The sequence below is a fragment of the Pedobacter sp. genome (genome assembly GCF_037719805.1).
Taxonomy (GTDB): Bacteria; Bacteroidota; Bacteroidia; order Sphingobacteriales; family Sphingobacteriaceae; genus Pedobacter.
The window spans coordinates 452,959-469,405 of record NZ_JBBJLZ010000005.1; the positions used below are offsets into that span (position 1 = coordinate 452,959).

Sequence of the window (16,447 nt, forward strand, 5' to 3'; positions counted from 1 at the left end):
TACTATGCTTGCATAACAAAGCTATCTAATAAAAATTTCTTATGCAAACTATTCATCGTAAATTTTCAAGCAAAAAAAAGCCACCCTGTTGGAGGGTGGCTGAATAATGTATGAAAGGTCGCTGACTAGAATAAAGTAAATTCTACCCTTCTATTTTTCTGGCGACCAGATGCTGTTTTGTTACTCGCAATTGGTTGTTCTTCACCATAACCAGTCGCTTCGATTCTGGAAGCATTGGCACCTTGCGATACCAGGTATGACCTTATGGCTTCTGCCCTATCTTTAGAGAGACCCATGTTTAAAGCATCAGAACCTGTGTTATCAGTATGTCCTGCAAGTTTTAAACTAAAGTTTTTCTGAATCAATAAAGCAGCAACTCTATTTAATGTGCTATAAGATTTAGCTCTGATCGTAGCTTTTCCTAAGTCAAATTCAAGGTTTTTGATTGCGTCCGCTACTACTTTACGATCAGCCTCTGTGATAATGATCTTTTCCTGAACAACTGGAGCCGGAGCTTTTAGAGGACAGCCTGCACCATCTACTACCGTTCCAGCTGGTGTGCCTGGACATTTATCCAATTTATCAGCAACACCATCTCCGTCTGTATCCTTCAACAGATCATTCATTTCAGACCTTAAGCGTGCATTGTCTGCTTTAGCTGCGTCCAAATCGCCTTTTAATGCATTAGCTGTTTGTTTAGCTGCCAAGGCTTCATCATAAGTCAAAGCAACAGGATTATGCCAGGCTTTTTGCTTGCCAGTTCCCAAGGCAAATTCTAGTCCAGCATATCCGTAGGAATATTTGTCTTGATCCTCGCGATATACCCCATCCAGGTTATCACCATCTACATAGTTAACTGTCCATCCAAGATCAAGGTTGATTTTCTCAGAAACTTTGAACTTTGCACCAAGGCCTACAGGAATAATCAACTCACTGATAGTTTTATCACCTGCATAATCAACTAAAGTACCACCTGCAGTAGGAGATGTCTTAACCTGATATCCTGCTAATCCAGCACCTGCTGAGACATAAAGCTGTACACTGTTTTCCTTATTGAACATGTCAATACTGAACATATTCAACACCGCATTAAGACTACCCGAATACGTTAAGTCTGTTTCGAAAGCGTTCACCGCACTTGAAGGGGTTATTCCACTTTCAAATGGCTCAGAATTGTCTCCACTCAACTTTCCTCTTACTCCGTCTAGACGAAGAGAAAAGTAAGGCGTAAATTGCTTTTTAACATATAAACCGTATCCGAAGTTCGATTTCCAGTTTGAGAAATCGTTTTTTCCCCCTAGTGGCGAGATGGGAGTTAGAACGCCACCGTTAACACCTATTGACCAGGTCGTCAATGGAGCAGCAGTACCACTACTCATCGTAGTCATTTCCTGTGCCTGAACACTTCCAGCACCAAGAAGAACTGCGCCTAAAGCAAGGGATTTAAATAATTTTTGTTTCATAATTGAGTTTGAATAATTTACAAGAGGTTTTAATTACCCTGGATTATTCAATACTCAGGCCATTAATATAATGACGCTTAAACAACCTTTTTAGAAAATTACTGTGCTTAATTCTAGACAAAAAATTATCCTTTGTAACTTTCAGCATCCACGTATATCTTTTCGATGACCCTAAAGTTTTTCTCGAGAACAACTTTTCTTTTTAAACTTAACTTCGGCGTAAGCTCCCCACCATCAATGCTCCATTGCACAGAAAGCAATGCGAACCGTTTGACCTGCTCCCACTTACCAAATCCCTTGCACGTATCTTCAACAATTTGCTGGAATTTCTCCAGGACCTGAGCATCTTTAATCATTTCAGCATCGTTGGTATAGGAGATTGATTTCTTTTCAGCCCATGATCTTAAGGCGACAAAATTAGGTACAATCAGTGCCGACGGGAATTTTCTGTTTTCGCCCAACACCATTACTTGTTCCACAAGTATAGTTTCCTTAAACTTATTTTCTATCATCTGAGGAGCGACATATTTACCCCCCGCAGTCTTAAAGATCTCTTTTTTACGATCAGTGATCTTCAGGAACTTACCATCGATTAACTGGCCAATGTCACCAGTGTGAAACCAGCCGTCCGCATCAATGGTCTCTGCTGTGAGGTCATCCCGAAGATAGTAACCTTTCATGATCGCATGACCACGCGCCAGGACTTCACCGTCTTCAGCTATCTTGATCTCCATACCTTCTATCACTGGCCCAACCGTCCCAAACTTCGTATTTCCAAAATGATTCACCGTAATAACAGGCGATGTTTCTGTTAATCCATAACCTTCAAATACAGGCATGTCTGCAGCCCAAAAGATCCTCGCTAACCTCGGGTTTAGTGCGGCACCACCTGAAATAATCACCACGATGTTACCACCAAGTGCCTCCTGCCATTTTTTAAAAATGAGCTTACGGGCAACACCCAGCTTAGCTTTATACCACCAATCCTTTCCAAAGTCATAAACCTCTCCAAGACCAACTGACCAATAGAAAAGCGCCTTTTTAGCTCCGGTTAATGCCTTACCTTTTTCCATGATCTTTTCATACACCTTTTCGAGCAGCCGTGGAACAGTAGAGAATACGTTAGGCTTTATAAATTGGATGTCTGCTACAATGGTCTCCATGCTTTCTGCATAATACACGGAAGTACCGCAATTCATATACAGGTAAACCACCATGCGCTCAAAAATGTGCGACAATGGTAAAAAACTTAGGCCTTTTTGTATTCCTTTTGGCAATAAAACAGAAGAGTTCTCAAAATTCTTAACCAGATTGTTATGGGTCAACATTACTCCCTTGGGAGTTCCTGTGGTCCCAGATGTATATATCAACGTCAGTATGTCCTCTGCAGTAACTTGTTTACGGTAGTGATCCAGGTCAATCTTGTCGAGGCTTTTTCCTTTTGAAGTAAGCATTCCCCAATGGGCGGCGCCTGCTATTTTGTCGAAAGTATAAATCTGGATTTCTCTCTTTGATGCCTCGCAAACAGGCTTCAGTTTTCTATATAACGTTTCATCAGCAACAAACACTACCGTAATTTCTGCATCTTCCAGAATGTATTGGATATCATGTTCCGCTAATGTCGGGTACAAGGGAACCTGATAAGCTCCTAGTTGCATGATTGCAAAATCGGAAATGTTCCATTCTGGTCGGTTCGGCGACATCACTGCCACCCGGGACCCTTTCTCAATACCTATATCAACCAAGCCCCGACTCAAGGCATGTACACAGTCGCAAAATTCCTTTGTACTATAGTGTCTCCATTGGCCAGCAATCTTACCACTTACAAATTCATTTTTAGGGAAATTTTCTAAGTTGTATTCCAATAAATCGAATACTCGTGTAATCTTTACGGCCATACCTGTCTGTTTATATTAAGAATTTGGTTGTTGCTGTTAAATCTAACAATTATTCCTTTGGAAATTCTCGGGGAAATGCAATATCCAATATTCAAGGTAAACCAAGCAAGGACCGCGAAAGCGATTACCAATGACAGGTAGCGTATGACTTACTTTTTCGGGATGAGCTTTAAAAGCGTTCCTGGCCCTTCAGTTACTGCATAAATAAATCCATCTGGACTCTCTGCTACATATCTGAATCTACCTTTATCCTGAAGCAGCCTATCCTCCGATTTATAGCTGGTCCCATCGAGAGTAACACGGTTTAAATGCCTGAAGGCTAATGCACCAATCAACAGATTTCCCTTCCAACCCGGATATTTCGAACTCGTGACAATCGTCATACCACATGGGCCAATAGACGGTAACCAATAATGCTTGGGATCTTCAACTCCTGAAAGTTGCTTATCAGGAGTCAGTATTGTACCATCATAGTTAATCCCATAAGAGGCTTTTGGCCAGCCGTAATTTTTACCCTTTTCGATCAGATTTAACTCGTCTCCACCTTTAGGCCCATGTTCATTTTCCCAGATGCGATTCGTAGCGGCATCGTAAACCATACCCTGCGGGTTGCGGTGACCATAAGTCCAGATGGAACCATGTGCGCCTTCCTGACCCACAAACGGATTATCCTTCGGGATCTTACCATCGGCAAACAACCGATGTATTTTCCCATGATCATTATCCAAAAGTTGAACTTTAGGTTGAGTACCACGTTCACCAACGCTGATGAATAGGTATTTATCTTTATCAAAAACGATTCTGCTCCCAAAGTGGAAATCTGCGTTTAACGCCGGCTTAGCCTCAAAAATATCTTCCTTTTCAACAACCTGATTACCTTTCAATTTGAATCTCACGACTGCTGTTGAAGCAAGCTCTCCAACCGGTTTTGAAAAGGTGATGTAGATCCATCCATTAGTTTTATAATCCGGATGCAGTTTGATTTCCATTAAACCGCCCTGACCTTTAGCCACTACTGTTGGTACGCCGCTAAGTTTTTCACCAGTAAATTTATCATTCCTAAAGACTAAAATCTCACCAGAGCGCTCTGTAATTAACATCCTGCCATCAAAGAGCCAAACTATTCCCCAGGGGTTAGTCAATCCATCATACAAAACCTGAGACGTAACTTCGAGTTTCGAAGTATCAGCGGGTACAGAAAGCTTAAGCTCCGATTTAACGGCTAAACTGCTTGAAAAAACTATGCCGGCAAGAAGAACTATTGGTAAAACTATTTTTCTCATAAAAATCACTAAAGCCATAAATATACAAAATGATATCACTTTGCAAAACTGAAATAGGCACACCCTCCGTACATTCCTAAAAGATTCTAAACTTTGACTTCTTTAAAACCTTATCACACGAAGAACGTTATCAATTTGAAACCCCCACACTTATGAACCGACGCATCTACATTCTTGAAGACGATCCAGATATAGGTCTTATTCTGCAATATTCCTCACAGAGGAAGGGTTTAATGTCCAACTTTTCTCTTGTGTCGACGATTGTCAACTCGCACTAAACACAACGTTGCCAGACCTTTGCCTATTTGACATCATGTTACCGGATGGCGATGGGATCACCATATGTAACCAATTGAAGAAAGGAAATAATCCGGAAGTACCGGTAATACTGATGTCTGCTGGCGAAAGCCCATCAACTGTGTATGAAAAATCGCATGCAGACATCTTCATCCCAAAACCTTTTGATCTGGATTTTCTATTGGCTAACATAAATCGTTTAATCGGTAGCGCCGCCTAACTGTTTCTTCCGATCTTTTTTACCGAAGTGTCTGGGGTGATAAGTCAGCGTTGTCATGAAATACTGCTTCGCTTTTCCTAAGGATAGTCTTAGTTTTGCTTTGGTCTGGCTTTGACTGCTCCCGCCTTGCACCCGCCATGCTCCCGCGTTGGGACCGCCTTTTGCCTAGAGAAAAGGCGGAAATACCGTGCGAGTGCTACGCCTTCAATGCAGCATCACCCAAACCAAGACAAAACCGTAACAGTAACTAAAACCTAAAGCATCTATTCAGATCGATGTATAAGATTTCCGGCACCTCATTTGGTGCAATATTGAAAAAAGAGTTATGCAAAATATCGTCATTTTAACTGGAGCTGGCATCAGTGCCGAAAGCGGATTGAAAACATTCAGGGATTCAGATGGCCTTTGGGAAGGCTACAATGTCGAAGACGTCGCAACTCCCACGGCCTGGAAGAAAGATCCGCACCTTGTACAACAATTTTATAACGAGCGTAGGAAGATAGTTTTAGAGTCTAGTCCGAATGCAGCGCATTATGCTTTAGTGGAATTGGAACAAAAATATAATGTCTACATTATCACTCAAAATATTGACGATCTGCATGAACGGGCTGGATCTACCAACGTCCTTCATTTGCATGGAATAATTACCAGGTCTCAATCTGATGTAGATTCAAACTTAACCTATCCGATTGAAGGTTGGGAAATTAAAGAAACAGACCTTTGTGAACATGGCAAACCTTTACGAGCACATGTAGTTTGGTTTGGAGAACAGGTTCCAAATATGGATCAAGCTGCCTCTCTTTGCGCCGTAGCAGATATTTTTGCTGTAATTGGAACCAGCTTGCAAGTTTACCCTGCTGCCAGCTTAACACAATATGTGCCCAGCCACACTCCGAAATATGTAGTGGATCCAAAAGTCAGTTATCAGGACTCGGGCCTCATAGTGATTGAAAAAAAAGCCACTATTGGCGTTCCGGAAATGGTAGCTGAAATTCTAAAAATCAACTAGCGGAAAACAATTCCGCTCCTATTCTCTTTCATTAAATATTTGATTTAAAAAACTTTATGTCACAGCTGATTAATTTAACAAGTGGATTGCCCTTTGCTAGCAACGTTAACTTTGTTTTCAATCTGAATGCTAAGACTTTTGTTTATTTAGATGACAAGGTAACGTCGTTGATAGCACCTGCCAATGCAATGGATATAGCAGATCTGCAAGAGATGATTCATGAGGAAGATTTGGAAGTTGTTCGAATGGCTTATGAGAAGCTCTTAAATGGAGAGACAATTGATACTATTAAATTCCGCGTCCTTGTTGGGTCAAAAGCAGTCTGGCTAGGTGTAGCCCCGTTTCTGGAACTAGACGCTGAGGACCCGGCTATATTTGGAAAGATAATAGATATTACAGGAGAAATCGAACTTATAAACAGCGTTACGAAATATGCTAACAAGAAGAACTCCGTGCTTCACATGCTTGCGCACGATTTAAGGGGACCACTGGGAATGGCAAATGCGTTAGTAGCGGTATTGGGAAAGGACATGGATCAGCCAAAAAATCTCGAGAAAACAAAAACGATCTCTGCTATCATTCAAGAGGCAATCGATTTGATTGCTGACCTAATCAACCGGGAATTTCTAGAAACCACTGGTGCCGCACTAGTTAAAAGAAGGATAGATCTTGTAAAGAAACTTACTGAATATGTAGAAGAATGCAAAAAATCTACTTCTATTTCAGAAAGGTCTTTTAGCCTCACCGCTTCTGACAGGGTCATCCCCATAGAAGTAGACGAAGCAAAGTTCATGCAGGTCATAAATAACTTGCTGTCAAATGCGTTAAAGTTTACTCCTCCCAAAAGCACAATAGCTATATCGATTGATGACCGGAAAGACGATGTACAAGTGACATTTTCTGATAATGGGATTGGCATTCCAGCTCAGTCGCTTCCCACTATCTTCGATCGCTTTACGGAATCCAAACGAATAGGCTTAAATGGGGAACCAACAACTGGGCTCGGACTATCCATTGTTAAGGAAGTTATTGATTGGCATGACGCAACCATAACTTGTGCTAGTGAGGAAGGAGTTGGCACTACCTTCACGATCAATTTACCTAAAAATACTGGTTATTGATCGAAGGAGAATTAAGCCTTTTATTCTAATACCAGAACCCAATTCAATCACTTAAAGTGCCCTTCAGACTTGGCACCGTTATTGGGCGTCGCAACTATATTAAGACCATTATTTTATGACAAATTTAAACTTTATGATCAATGGTGTCCGGATTGGTCTCGCAGAAGTCGCATTGATATTCTTGTTTCTATTTGTTATTTTCCTTGTGATTAGGAATTTGACCATGGACAAGATAGATCAGTCTTAAAAACAGCCAGATGTTTGCATAGCAGTACTTGATTCGCAAAAATGTATTAGCTTAGCAAGTACAGGCGACTGCATGGCAAAGAGTAAAAAGAAAAGTGGCAATTGTAGTGCTGCCGATGCGAAACTACAATCAATCCGGCATCACAAGCGATTTAAAGAACGTATAGAAGAACTCTGTACCCTGCTTGCAGGTCCAGAATATTTCAAATTACTGCCACCGGGCGCGATGGAATCGATGTATATAAATCGATATCCTGTGTTAAAAGCCAAGGCTGCACCTGGCAGTGATATCAAAAAGTCCAAGGTTATTCAATTTAATAAATTGATGAACACGTTGATGGAAGAACATTTTTTGCCCATCGATAATGGCAACAAAGTGCCATTAAGCTTGTATCTCGCCGAAGGATTAATACTTATCAATTTTATCTATATTTTCGTTGAACATTATCCGACTGGCAACGAGAAGCTAAAGGAAGGCTTTGTTGATTTCTTCCCGGAAAGTGAAAGTCAGCTTGTGATAGAGAATGTGATGGATGAATTGATGACCGACACCTGTGTTTTACTGAGTGACTTCAACGGGAGCATATATAAGGCAGACAGTATGAACACCGCCTGTTTTGAACTATCAACCAAGAAGAATGATATTTTCATCCATGAGTTCAAGCCCCAGCATGTAAGTATTATGATTGAGGGAAATTATCACAGCACCACCCGCCTTGGCTGGATTACTTCCGATTTGGAGTGGATTTGGCCCAAAGTTAAGCCATCTGTTCTTGGCTTCCCTGCAGGCTCATTGGAGATGCCACTCGATATTTACATACAATCTCACGCAATTAATAAGCTTCAAGAGCGGATTGATATCTCGCCAGGCATTATGCACTCTATTGCATTTCTCATATTTGTTCAGGATACAATCCCGCACCATTTCGCCAATGGCAAATCGCTGGTTGAATACCGGGTGTCTGATGAAAAGGTGGGCTACTTTGTAGTGACGATGAACGACGCTAAACTTGTTATTCGCACCTTTCTATTCCTGACGAATGACGGAACTCCGGAAGGCAGAAAACTACATAAGCTTGCGGCTATTGAACGAGCTGACAAAGAATACTTAATGATAGACAAGCTCTCTACCTTTAATGCGTATCATTTTGAGAAAAATGAAAAGATGAGTGAATTATTTCAGGAAGCCGGTTGTGGTTCACTGTTAAAGCTGGGTCATGTGCAGGAGTTTTCATTGAACAATGTAAAGGATAAAGACCCTGAGTCTATAGAGCAGTATTTGGCAGATGCCAGTTTCTTTAGAAAAGAAAATTTATAGATGGTTGGTTACACTCGTCCTCGGATTGGGTGGCATCGCTATGCCGAGGTCCTGAAATGAATTCAGGATGACGGTATAATTACGTGTTTACCATCACTTAATTAAACACTGCTTTTCTAACCCGAAGCTGGGCTTCTGTAGCGCTTTCACTCATTTCTGCGAGGAGCTTAATATTCGGACTGGCTTTCAAAGTGATTTTTAAATCTTTGCTGACACCATCGCGAAGTACCGTAACCGTAATGATATCGCCTATTTTATGACTTTCTACTACTGGCATTCTTTCCAAGGGCGAATCAATCGTTTGTCCATCTACACTTACCAAAACATCATTGAAATTTAGTCCGCCATCCCAGGCGGCAGAGTTTCTGGATACTGAACTAACCATCATTCTTCCTTCAACTTTCTTTGATGCGATTCCAAGATACGGAATGTTCGTACCAGCGTTCTCATCTTTCACATCCACTCCTGCATAAGCAAAGTACTTCTGGTATTCTACTGGCTCTGTTCCATTAACGTATTTCTTCCAGAAGCCTGTGAAACTAATGCCGCTAACCTTCTCAACCATTGCTTTGAATTCTGCATCTGTATATCCCCTGCCTAGTTTCTTATAATAAGCTTCATACATATCATGCATAACGTTGTCTAAAGACTTTGTTCCTTTCGTCGCATTAGCGATCTCCAGGTCCATCAAAGTACCAATAACTTCACCTTTGCTGTAGTACGAAATAGAGGTATTGCCAGAATTCTCATTCGGTCTGTAGTTCTTTATCCAGGCATCATAACTGGCTTCCGCTGCCGACTGGACCTTTGATCCAGGAGTATTGCTCACTGTAGCGATGTTTGTTAGCAGTGCCTGCGCTGTTTCTAAAGGCGTCTTAAAGCCTGCACGCAGCATAAACTTATTTTCGAAGTAAGAAGTGAATCCCTCTGCTACCCAAAGATTAGTGGTATAATTTTCATTATCATAATCAAATGGACCTAAAGCAATAGGTCTTAACCTCTTGACATTCCATAGGTGATGGTATTCATGGGCAACAAGCTCCAGGAAACCCTTATACCCTTTTTCGGTATTGTACGCATTTTTGCTGGCCCCTAGTACGGTAGAATTCAAATGCTCCAGACCACCACCACCTGCAGTAAAATTGTGAACGATGAACGTGTAGTGTTTGTTAGGATTCTCGCCGTAAATAGCTGTTGCTTGCTCAACCACCTTCGCCATATCAACTTTAAGCCTTTCTTTATCGTAATTACCTTCACCATACATAGCAACCTCGTGCTTAACGCCGGCAGCAGTGAATTCAAAGACATCCTGATTACCTACCTCGATTGGACTATCAAACAAAATATCAAAGTTTGCTGCGGTATAGGTGAATGGCTTTCCGGCAACCGGCTCAAGTCCCGTAGACACCTTGCTCCACGTTGTGAAAGGTTTTACAGTTACCGTGCTCGGGATTTTCAGCAATCCATCGGGATACATAAAAATGCCGGTGCTGGATAGAAATGCATGTGACTCGTCTATAAACGCCGTACGGACCGAAGTTTCAAAAGCATAGACCCTGTATTTTATCTTAATAGCTGAAGCCTTTCCCGAATAGACTCTCCAGGCGTTTTTCCTAACTTTCTCAAATCTCACTGTCTTCCCCCCCGCGGTTGCAGAAAAACCTTCGACACTTTTAGCAAATTCACGCACGAGGTATGAGCCTGGGGCCCAAACAGGCATTTTGACATCAACATAGTCTTTAATTAATCCGGAGATATTCATTTCTACTTCAGCATAATGGGCCTGAGGCTCAATAAAGCTTATTTCAAAATTAACTTTGACCTGAGATTTACCTGTCATACTTAATAATACTACCACAATTAATGTTGCTAATGATCTTTTCATCTATTTCCGTTATAATCAACAATTCCAAAATTAAGAAATAGGCTGAGATGAGCGTTGCCTGGCAATAACATTTTCAAAGCTGTAACATACTTAATACAACCCCGTTCGGGCACCATATTTGAATATTTTTGTAATCAAATATTGATTTAACACCTGTATGAAAATAAGATATATCATCTACATATTGCTCGCACTCGGCCTTGCCTGGCTAATATACCATAGAATTACTTCAAACAAAAAAATAGAGAGCGCAGGCAAAGGTGGAGCTTCCGGAGGACCAGGAAGCGCTGGTGGTAGAGGGCTTCAGGTAGATGGAATTGTAGTAACTGCAAGCGATTTCACAAACGATCTTGAGGTTACAGGTACAATTGAAGCAAATGAGTCTGTTTCCTTACGCAGCGAAGTTTCAGGCTTAGTAACCCGTATTAATTTTACAGAAGGAACAACAGTGAGTAAAGGGGCTTTACTTGTGAAAATAAATGACCGCGACATCCAGGCTCAATTGCAGGAAGCGCTAACCAGACAGAGACTGTCAGGCACAAACGAAAACAGGTCCAAGCAGCTGCTTGAAAAGGGCGCAATTAGTCAGGAAGAATACGATACCTCTTTGGCTGACCTACAATCGTTAAGATCACAAACGTCTTTAATTCGTGCTCAACTCGCAAAGACTTCTATTTACGCTCCTTTTAGTGGTAGAATAGGACTGCGTTCCATCTCCGTTGGTGAGTACCTTACCCCTGCTACAATGATCGCCAATTTGTCTAGCGTGAATCCATTGAAAATAAGCTTTTCCGTTCCTGAAAGGTATGTCGGACAGATCAAATTAGGTTCTGATGTCAAGTTCGTGACTGACGGATATTCCAAAACCTTTACAGGAAAGGTATTTGCTCTTGAGCCGGGGATAAACACCCAGACCAGGACGCTACAAATTAAAGCACTTGTTCCAAATAAAAGCAACGAGCTTTTACCTGGTTCATTCGCTAAAATAAAACTTGCCTTAAGCACAGCTAAAAATGCTATACTGATTCCTAACGAAGCTATAATACCTGTATTAAAGGGAAAAACAGTTTACATCAGTAAGAATGGGAAAGCACAGCAAGTTCCCGTAGTGGCCGGTACCAGAACAGCAGAAAGTATAGTAATTACATCCGGTTTGAAAGTTGGTGACACCGTCTTAACTACCGGTGCCATGTCTGTTAAACCTGACGCGGCAGTTAAAGTCACTGTGGTAAAAAATTAGCCCCATGAGTATATCAACCACCAGCATAAAGCGGCCAGTATTGGCAATTGTGATGAATTTAGCGATTCTCCTGTTTGGAGTAATCGGTTACAATTTCCTTGGTGTTCGCGAGTTTCCTAATATTGACCCGACAGTTGTTTCGGTGCGCACCTCCTACCCTGGAGCTAACTCAGATATCATTGAATCTCAGATAACGGAGCCGCTAGAGAAATCCATTAATGGAATTGACGGGATCAGGAATATTTCCTCATCAAGTAATCAGGGAACGAGCAATATCACAATAGAGTTTAATCTTGACAAGAACATTGATGATGCGGCCAACGATGTTCGGGATAAAGTTTCTCAAGCTGCGAGGAGCCTACCGAAAGACATCGATGGGAATCCGGTAGTCAGCAAGGCTGATGCCAACTCAGACGCAGTAATTACGATGACCGTTCAAAGTGATAAACGGAACGTAATGCAGCTGAGCGATTACGCTGAAAATGTAATTGCTGAACGCTTACAAACGATATCTGGAGTAAGTAGCGTTCAAATCCAGGGACAGCGAAAATATGCCATGCGTGTGCGAATTGACCCAAACAAGTTGGCTGCCTATGGCCTGACTTCTCAGGATATTGTAGCTGCATTAGACCGTGAAAACGTGGAGCTTCCTTCTGGAAAGATCACGGGAGCAAATACCGAACTTATTGTTAAAACGCTTGGAAAGTTGACCAACGCAGAGGAATTTAACAACCTGATCTTAAAAACGGATTCGAATAACCTGGTTCGAATGAGAGACGTTGGCTTTGTTGAACTTGGCTCTGAAAACGAAGAAACAGTATTAAGGGAATCTGGCAAACCAATGGTAGCAGTGGGCCTTATACCACAGCCAGGAGCGAATTATCTGGATATTTCCAAAGAGTTCGACAAACGTTTTGAAGAACTTCAAAAGGACATTCCGAAAGACATTAAGCTAAACATTTCTCTGGATACGACTAAATTCATCAAGTCTTCGGTAACAGAGGTGGCAGAAACAATTATTTTGTCGTTGATACTGGTTATTCTGATTATCTATTTATTTTTTAGAGACTGGGCAATTGCAATCAGGCCATTAATAGATATTCCAGTATCACTGATATTTACTTTCTTTATCATGTACATATTCGGGTTCTCGATAAACGTACTTTCTCTACTGGCTATCGTACTGGCGACAGGTTTAGTTGTGGATGACGGGATCGTGGTTACTGAAAACATCTTCAAGAAGGTGGAGGAAGGATATTCCCCGTTTGAAGCCGCAATTAGGGGCTCAAATGAGATATTTTTCGCAGTAATATCAATCTCGATCACGCTGGCTGCAGTGTTTTTACCAGTTATATTTTTAGAAGGTTTTGTCGGGCGACTCTTTCGAGAGTTCGGGATCGTCATTGGGGCTGCGGTATTAATCTCTGCGTTTGTATCACTGACGTTGACACCGATGTTGAATGCATACCTGATGAAAAAGACAGGTCACAAAAAGTCAAAGTTCTATGAAATGACAGAGCCTTATTTTGTGAAACTTAATGAAGGCTATGCTGAAAACTTAAACAAGTTTTTAGCCAGGAAATGGTTGGCTTTCCCAATCATAGTTATCTGTCTGGGTTTGATTGCTTTATTCTGGACCATCATTCCTAAAGAAACCGCCCCTTACGATGATAGGAGTGCAATCAACATGAATGTAAGCACGCCAGAGGGATCGTCTTTTGCATATACCGACCGTTTTATTATGCGGATCAATCAAATGATCCAGGATTCGATACCTGAAAAGAAAGTTAACATTACCATTACTTCACCAGGCTTTGGCGGCGCGGGATCAACGAATAGCGGCTTCGTGAGAATGGGTTTATCAGACCCGGGGGATCGTGAACAGTCACAGGCAGAAATTGCGGCTAAGCTTACTTCCATGACCAAAAAGTTTTCAGAAGGAAAGGTAACTGTAACCCAACAGCCAACCATTTCAGTTGGTCGCAGGGGTGGACTGCCGGTTAATTATATCATACAGGCTCAAAATTTTGAAAAGCTTCGGGAAAAGGTGCCTCTATTTATGGATGAGGTTTCAAAGGACCCCACATTTACAACTTCAGATGTAAACCTTAAGTTCAATAAACCCGAGATCAATCTCACCATTGAACGGGATAAAGCGAAAAATCTAGGTGTATCTGCTGCTGATATTGGATCTGCACTACAGCTTGGCCTAAGCGGTCAACGCTTCTCTTATTTCTTCATGAATGGAAAGCAGTACCAGGTTATCGGGCAATTTGAAGTTGGTGATAGAAAAGACCCGCTTGATCTGAGTTCTATTTACGTTAGGAATGACAAAGGAGCATTGATACAACTTGATAATGTGGTTACTGCGAAGGAAGAAAGCAGTCCGCCTCAGCTTTACAGAAACAATCGGTTTACCGCGGCAACTGTTTCTGCTGGCTTAGCGCCTGGAAAAAGCATTGGTGAGGGGATTGATGCGATGGATAGAATATCGGCAAAAGTGTTAGACGAGACTTTCTCCACTGATCTTGGCGGGGAGTCCCGGGATTTTCAGGAAAGTTCCTCGAACACCTTATTTGCGTTTGGACTTGCTTTATTACTAGTCTACCTGATCTTGAGCGCCCAGTTTGAAAGTTTTATAGATCCGATCATTATCATCATTACTGTACCGATGGCAGTTGCAGGTGCGTTCTTATCGCTTTGGTTATTTGGACAAAGCTGGAATATTTTTAGCCAGATCGGGACGATTATGCTCATTGGATTGGTAACAAAAAATGGAATTCTGATCGTGGAGTTTGCGAACCAGTTGAAAGAGCAAGGGATGGCAATTCCAGAAGCTATTCGGGAAGCTGCTGTTTCGAGGCTGAGACCAATCCTGATGACCAGTTTGGCAATTGCCATTGGCGCACTTCCTATTGCGATGGCACTTGGAGCCGCAGCAAAAAGTAGAATAGGTATGGGAGTGGTAATTGTTGGGGGAACGACGTTTTCACTTGTGTTGACTTTGTTTGTCATCCCAGCAATCTATTCTTATTGGTCAAAAGAACATAAGGTAAATAAGGATCTTGAAGAATCACTGAATTCAAATTTTGAAAATGACACACGTGAAAATGCTAAAAGAATTGAACATGAGGTTTAACTTTAAAAAGAGAATTGTATTCCCTTTACTGTTCGTACTTATTGGTGTTATAGGCTCTGCAAAAGCACAGGAAAAGCTTACTTTGCAAGAAGCAATCACGATTGCGCTGCAAAATAATTACGATATAAAGTTGGTGAGCAATGATGTTCAAATTGCGAAAAATAACGCGAACATTGGAAACGCCGGAATGCTGCCCAGACTCGATGGAACATTTAGTGAAGGTGGAGGTTTACAAAATACAACCAGGACACAAAGCAATGGCAATGAGCAGACTTTAACCGGGGTTCGCAACACGAATATGGGCTATGGTGTAGCCCTTGGCTGGACTATTTTTGATGGCTTGCAAATGTTCACCAATTTAGATCGGCTGAAGGAGCTGGAAAAGCAAGGCGCAGTAAATGCCAAGGCCACAGTTTTGAGCACAATTAGCACAGTGGTCAATGCCTACTACAATGTTTCCAGAGAGCAACAGCTTGTTGTTGCCAGGGACAGTGCACTTGATGTTTCTAAACTCCGGTTACGGATTGCAAATAATAAACTTGAGATTGGCAGGGGGTCGAAACTTGACGTCTTGACGGCATCAGTAGATTATAACACGGATACCTCGGCATACTTACAGGAACAAAACCTGCTAAGAAACTCAAAGGTGACTCTGAATCAGGTGATTGCCAGAGATTTGAATATTACTTTTACTGTGGACACTGTTTTTAATATAGATAGCTCGCTGGACTATCCTACCCTTACCGGCCAAATGGAACAGCTGAACCCTGATCTGCAGAGTGCTTTCATAAGTACGAGATTAGCGGAATTAGCTTTAAAGTTGGTAAAGGGGCAACGGTATCCGGTAATCGCAGTTAATAGCGGTTATGAATTTCAAAGGAGCTCAAGTCCGACAGGATTTAATACGCAGCAACGGGCCAATGGCTTAACTTATGGTCTTACTGCTAATCTGAATATCTTTAATGGATTCTTGCAGCGTCAGAATGAGCGCAATGCAAAGATTTTAATTAATTCATCCGAACTGACTCTGGACCGTACCAGGCAAGATATCGGTGCTGAGCTTTTGAGAGCTTATCAAAATTATACCACTAATCTCGATCTGTTGAAAGTTGAGAAAAACAATGTGGATGTGGCAAAGCAAAGTCTGGATATAACGCTGGAAAAATACAGACTTGGGAGTATTGCGCCGTTGGAGCTTAGGGAAGCGCAAAGGAATTACATCGATGCCGTAGCCAGGTATCTTGAAGCACAATATCAGGCTAAGCTTACAGAAATAAGTTTAAAAGAGATCAGTGGAACTTTAAATGTTCAATAAGATTGCTAAATTT

Annotated in this window: 12 protein-coding genes; 8 read left to right on the top strand and 4 right to left on the bottom strand. The window is 41.6% G+C overall.

The window, feature by feature from the left end; all coding sequences use genetic code 11:
- Nucleotides 1-125 precede the first annotated feature (125 nt).
- The 3 genes from WKF66_RS18450 to WKF66_RS18460 all read right to left on the bottom strand — a co-directional run bounded on the left by WKF66_RS18450 (nucleotide 126) and on the right by WKF66_RS18460 (nucleotide 4,644).
- Nucleotides 126-1,463, bottom strand: coding sequence for a DUF6089 family protein (locus WKF66_RS18450; protein ID WP_489675963.1), 1,338 nt, complete (start codon nucleotides 1,461-1,463; stop codon nucleotides 126-128).
- Between the two features lie 125 nt (nucleotides 1,464-1,588).
- Complete coding sequence (locus WKF66_RS18455; RefSeq protein WP_489675964.1) at nucleotides 1,589-3,361, bottom strand: AMP-dependent synthetase/ligase; 1,773 nt, start codon at nucleotides 3,359-3,361, stop codon at nucleotides 1,589-1,591.
- 149 nt (nucleotides 3,362-3,510) lie between these two features.
- Nucleotides 3,511-4,644, bottom strand: a complete 1,134-nt coding sequence (locus WKF66_RS18460; RefSeq protein ID WP_489675965.1) for a PQQ-dependent sugar dehydrogenase — start codon at nucleotides 4,642-4,644, stop codon at nucleotides 3,511-3,513.
- 208 nt (nucleotides 4,645-4,852) lie between these two features.
- Here WKF66_RS18460 and WKF66_RS18465 point away from each other — a divergent pair, with 208 nt between their 5' ends.
- The 5 genes from WKF66_RS18465 (at nucleotide 4,853) to WKF66_RS18485 (ending at nucleotide 8,855) form a co-directional block, all read left to right on the top strand.
- Entirely contained in the window at nucleotides 4,853-5,161 is a 309-nt protein-coding gene (locus WKF66_RS18465) for a response regulator (protein ID WP_489676158.1), read from the top strand.
- 325 nt (nucleotides 5,162-5,486) lie between these two features.
- Nucleotides 5,487-6,170 carry an SIR2 family NAD-dependent protein deacylase gene (locus WKF66_RS18470; protein ID WP_489675966.1) on the top strand — a complete coding sequence of 228 codons (684 nt, stop codon included), beginning with the start codon at nucleotides 5,487-5,489 and terminating at the stop codon, nucleotides 6,168-6,170.
- Nucleotides 6,171-6,226: 56 nt separating this feature from the next.
- Entirely contained in the window at nucleotides 6,227-7,291 is a 1,065-nt protein-coding gene (locus tag WKF66_RS18475) for a sensor histidine kinase (RefSeq protein WP_489675967.1), read from the top strand.
- A 115-nt stretch (nucleotides 7,292-7,406) separates the two neighbouring features.
- Entirely contained in the window at nucleotides 7,407-7,538 is a 132-nt protein-coding gene (locus WKF66_RS18480; protein WP_489675968.1) for a hypothetical protein, read from the top strand.
- A gap of 72 nt (nucleotides 7,539-7,610) precedes the next feature.
- Nucleotides 7,611-8,855 carry a hypothetical protein gene (locus WKF66_RS18485; RefSeq protein WP_489675969.1) on the top strand — a complete coding sequence of 415 codons (1,245 nt, stop codon included), beginning with the start codon at nucleotides 7,611-7,613 and terminating at the stop codon, nucleotides 8,853-8,855.
- Between the two features lie 97 nt (nucleotides 8,856-8,952).
- Here WKF66_RS18485 and WKF66_RS18490 read toward each other — a convergent pair whose 3' ends face one another.
- Nucleotides 8,953-10,740: a M61 family metallopeptidase gene (locus WKF66_RS18490; RefSeq protein WP_489675970.1), complete on the bottom strand. Its 1,788-nt coding sequence runs from the start codon at nucleotides 10,738-10,740 to the stop codon at nucleotides 8,953-8,955.
- A 157-nt stretch (nucleotides 10,741-10,897) separates the two neighbouring features.
- Between WKF66_RS18490 and WKF66_RS18495 the strand changes: the two genes are divergently transcribed.
- The 3 genes from WKF66_RS18495 to WKF66_RS18505 are packed head-to-tail and all read left to right on the top strand — an operon-like array spanning nucleotide 10,898 to nucleotide 16,434.
- Nucleotides 10,898-11,980, top strand: a complete 1,083-nt coding sequence (locus tag WKF66_RS18495; RefSeq protein WP_489675971.1) for an efflux RND transporter periplasmic adaptor subunit — start codon at nucleotides 10,898-10,900, stop codon at nucleotides 11,978-11,980.
- Nucleotides 11,981-11,984: 4 nt separating this feature from the next.
- Nucleotides 11,985-15,119 carry an efflux RND transporter permease subunit gene (locus tag WKF66_RS18500; protein ID WP_489675972.1) on the top strand — a complete coding sequence of 1,045 codons (3,135 nt, stop codon included), beginning with the start codon at nucleotides 11,985-11,987 and terminating at the stop codon, nucleotides 15,117-15,119.
- Complete coding sequence (locus WKF66_RS18505; RefSeq protein WP_489675973.1) at nucleotides 15,109-16,434, top strand: TolC family protein; 1,326 nt, start codon at nucleotides 15,109-15,111, stop codon at nucleotides 16,432-16,434. The genes WKF66_RS18500 and WKF66_RS18505 overlap by 11 nt, the downstream gene beginning before the upstream one ends.
- Nucleotides 16,435-16,447: the final 13 nt, after the last annotated feature.

Excerpts from the sequence above, each read along its gene's own strand:
- WKF66_RS18450 (WP_489675963.1), bottom strand. The coding sequence starts at position 1,463 with ATGAAACAAAAATTATTTAAATCCCTTGCTTTAGGCGCAGTTCTTCTT.
- WKF66_RS18455 (WP_489675964.1), bottom strand. The coding sequence starts at position 3,361 with ATGGCCGTAAAGATTACACGAGTATTCGATTTATTGGAATACAACTTA.
- WKF66_RS18460 (WP_489675965.1), bottom strand. The coding sequence starts at position 4,644 with ATGAGAAAAATAGTTTTACCAATAGTTCTTCTTGCCGGCATAGTTTTT.
- WKF66_RS18470 (WP_489675966.1), top strand. The coding sequence starts at position 5,487 with ATGCAAAATATCGTCATTTTAACTGGAGCTGGCATCAGTGCCGAAAGC.
- WKF66_RS18475 (WP_489675967.1), top strand. The coding sequence starts at position 6,227 with ATGTCACAGCTGATTAATTTAACAAGTGGATTGCCCTTTGCTAGCAAC.
- WKF66_RS18480 (WP_489675968.1), top strand. The coding sequence starts at position 7,407 with ATGACAAATTTAAACTTTATGATCAATGGTGTCCGGATTGGTCTCGCA.
- WKF66_RS18485 (WP_489675969.1), top strand. The coding sequence starts at position 7,611 with ATGGCAAAGAGTAAAAAGAAAAGTGGCAATTGTAGTGCTGCCGATGCG.
- WKF66_RS18490 (WP_489675970.1), bottom strand. The coding sequence starts at position 10,740 with ATGAAAAGATCATTAGCAACATTAATTGTGGTAGTATTATTAAGTATG.
- WKF66_RS18495 (WP_489675971.1), top strand. The coding sequence starts at position 10,898 with ATGAAAATAAGATATATCATCTACATATTGCTCGCACTCGGCCTTGCC.
- WKF66_RS18500 (WP_489675972.1), top strand. The coding sequence starts at position 11,985 with ATGAGTATATCAACCACCAGCATAAAGCGGCCAGTATTGGCAATTGTG.
- WKF66_RS18505 (WP_489675973.1), top strand. The coding sequence starts at position 15,109 with ATGAGGTTTAACTTTAAAAAGAGAATTGTATTCCCTTTACTGTTCGTA.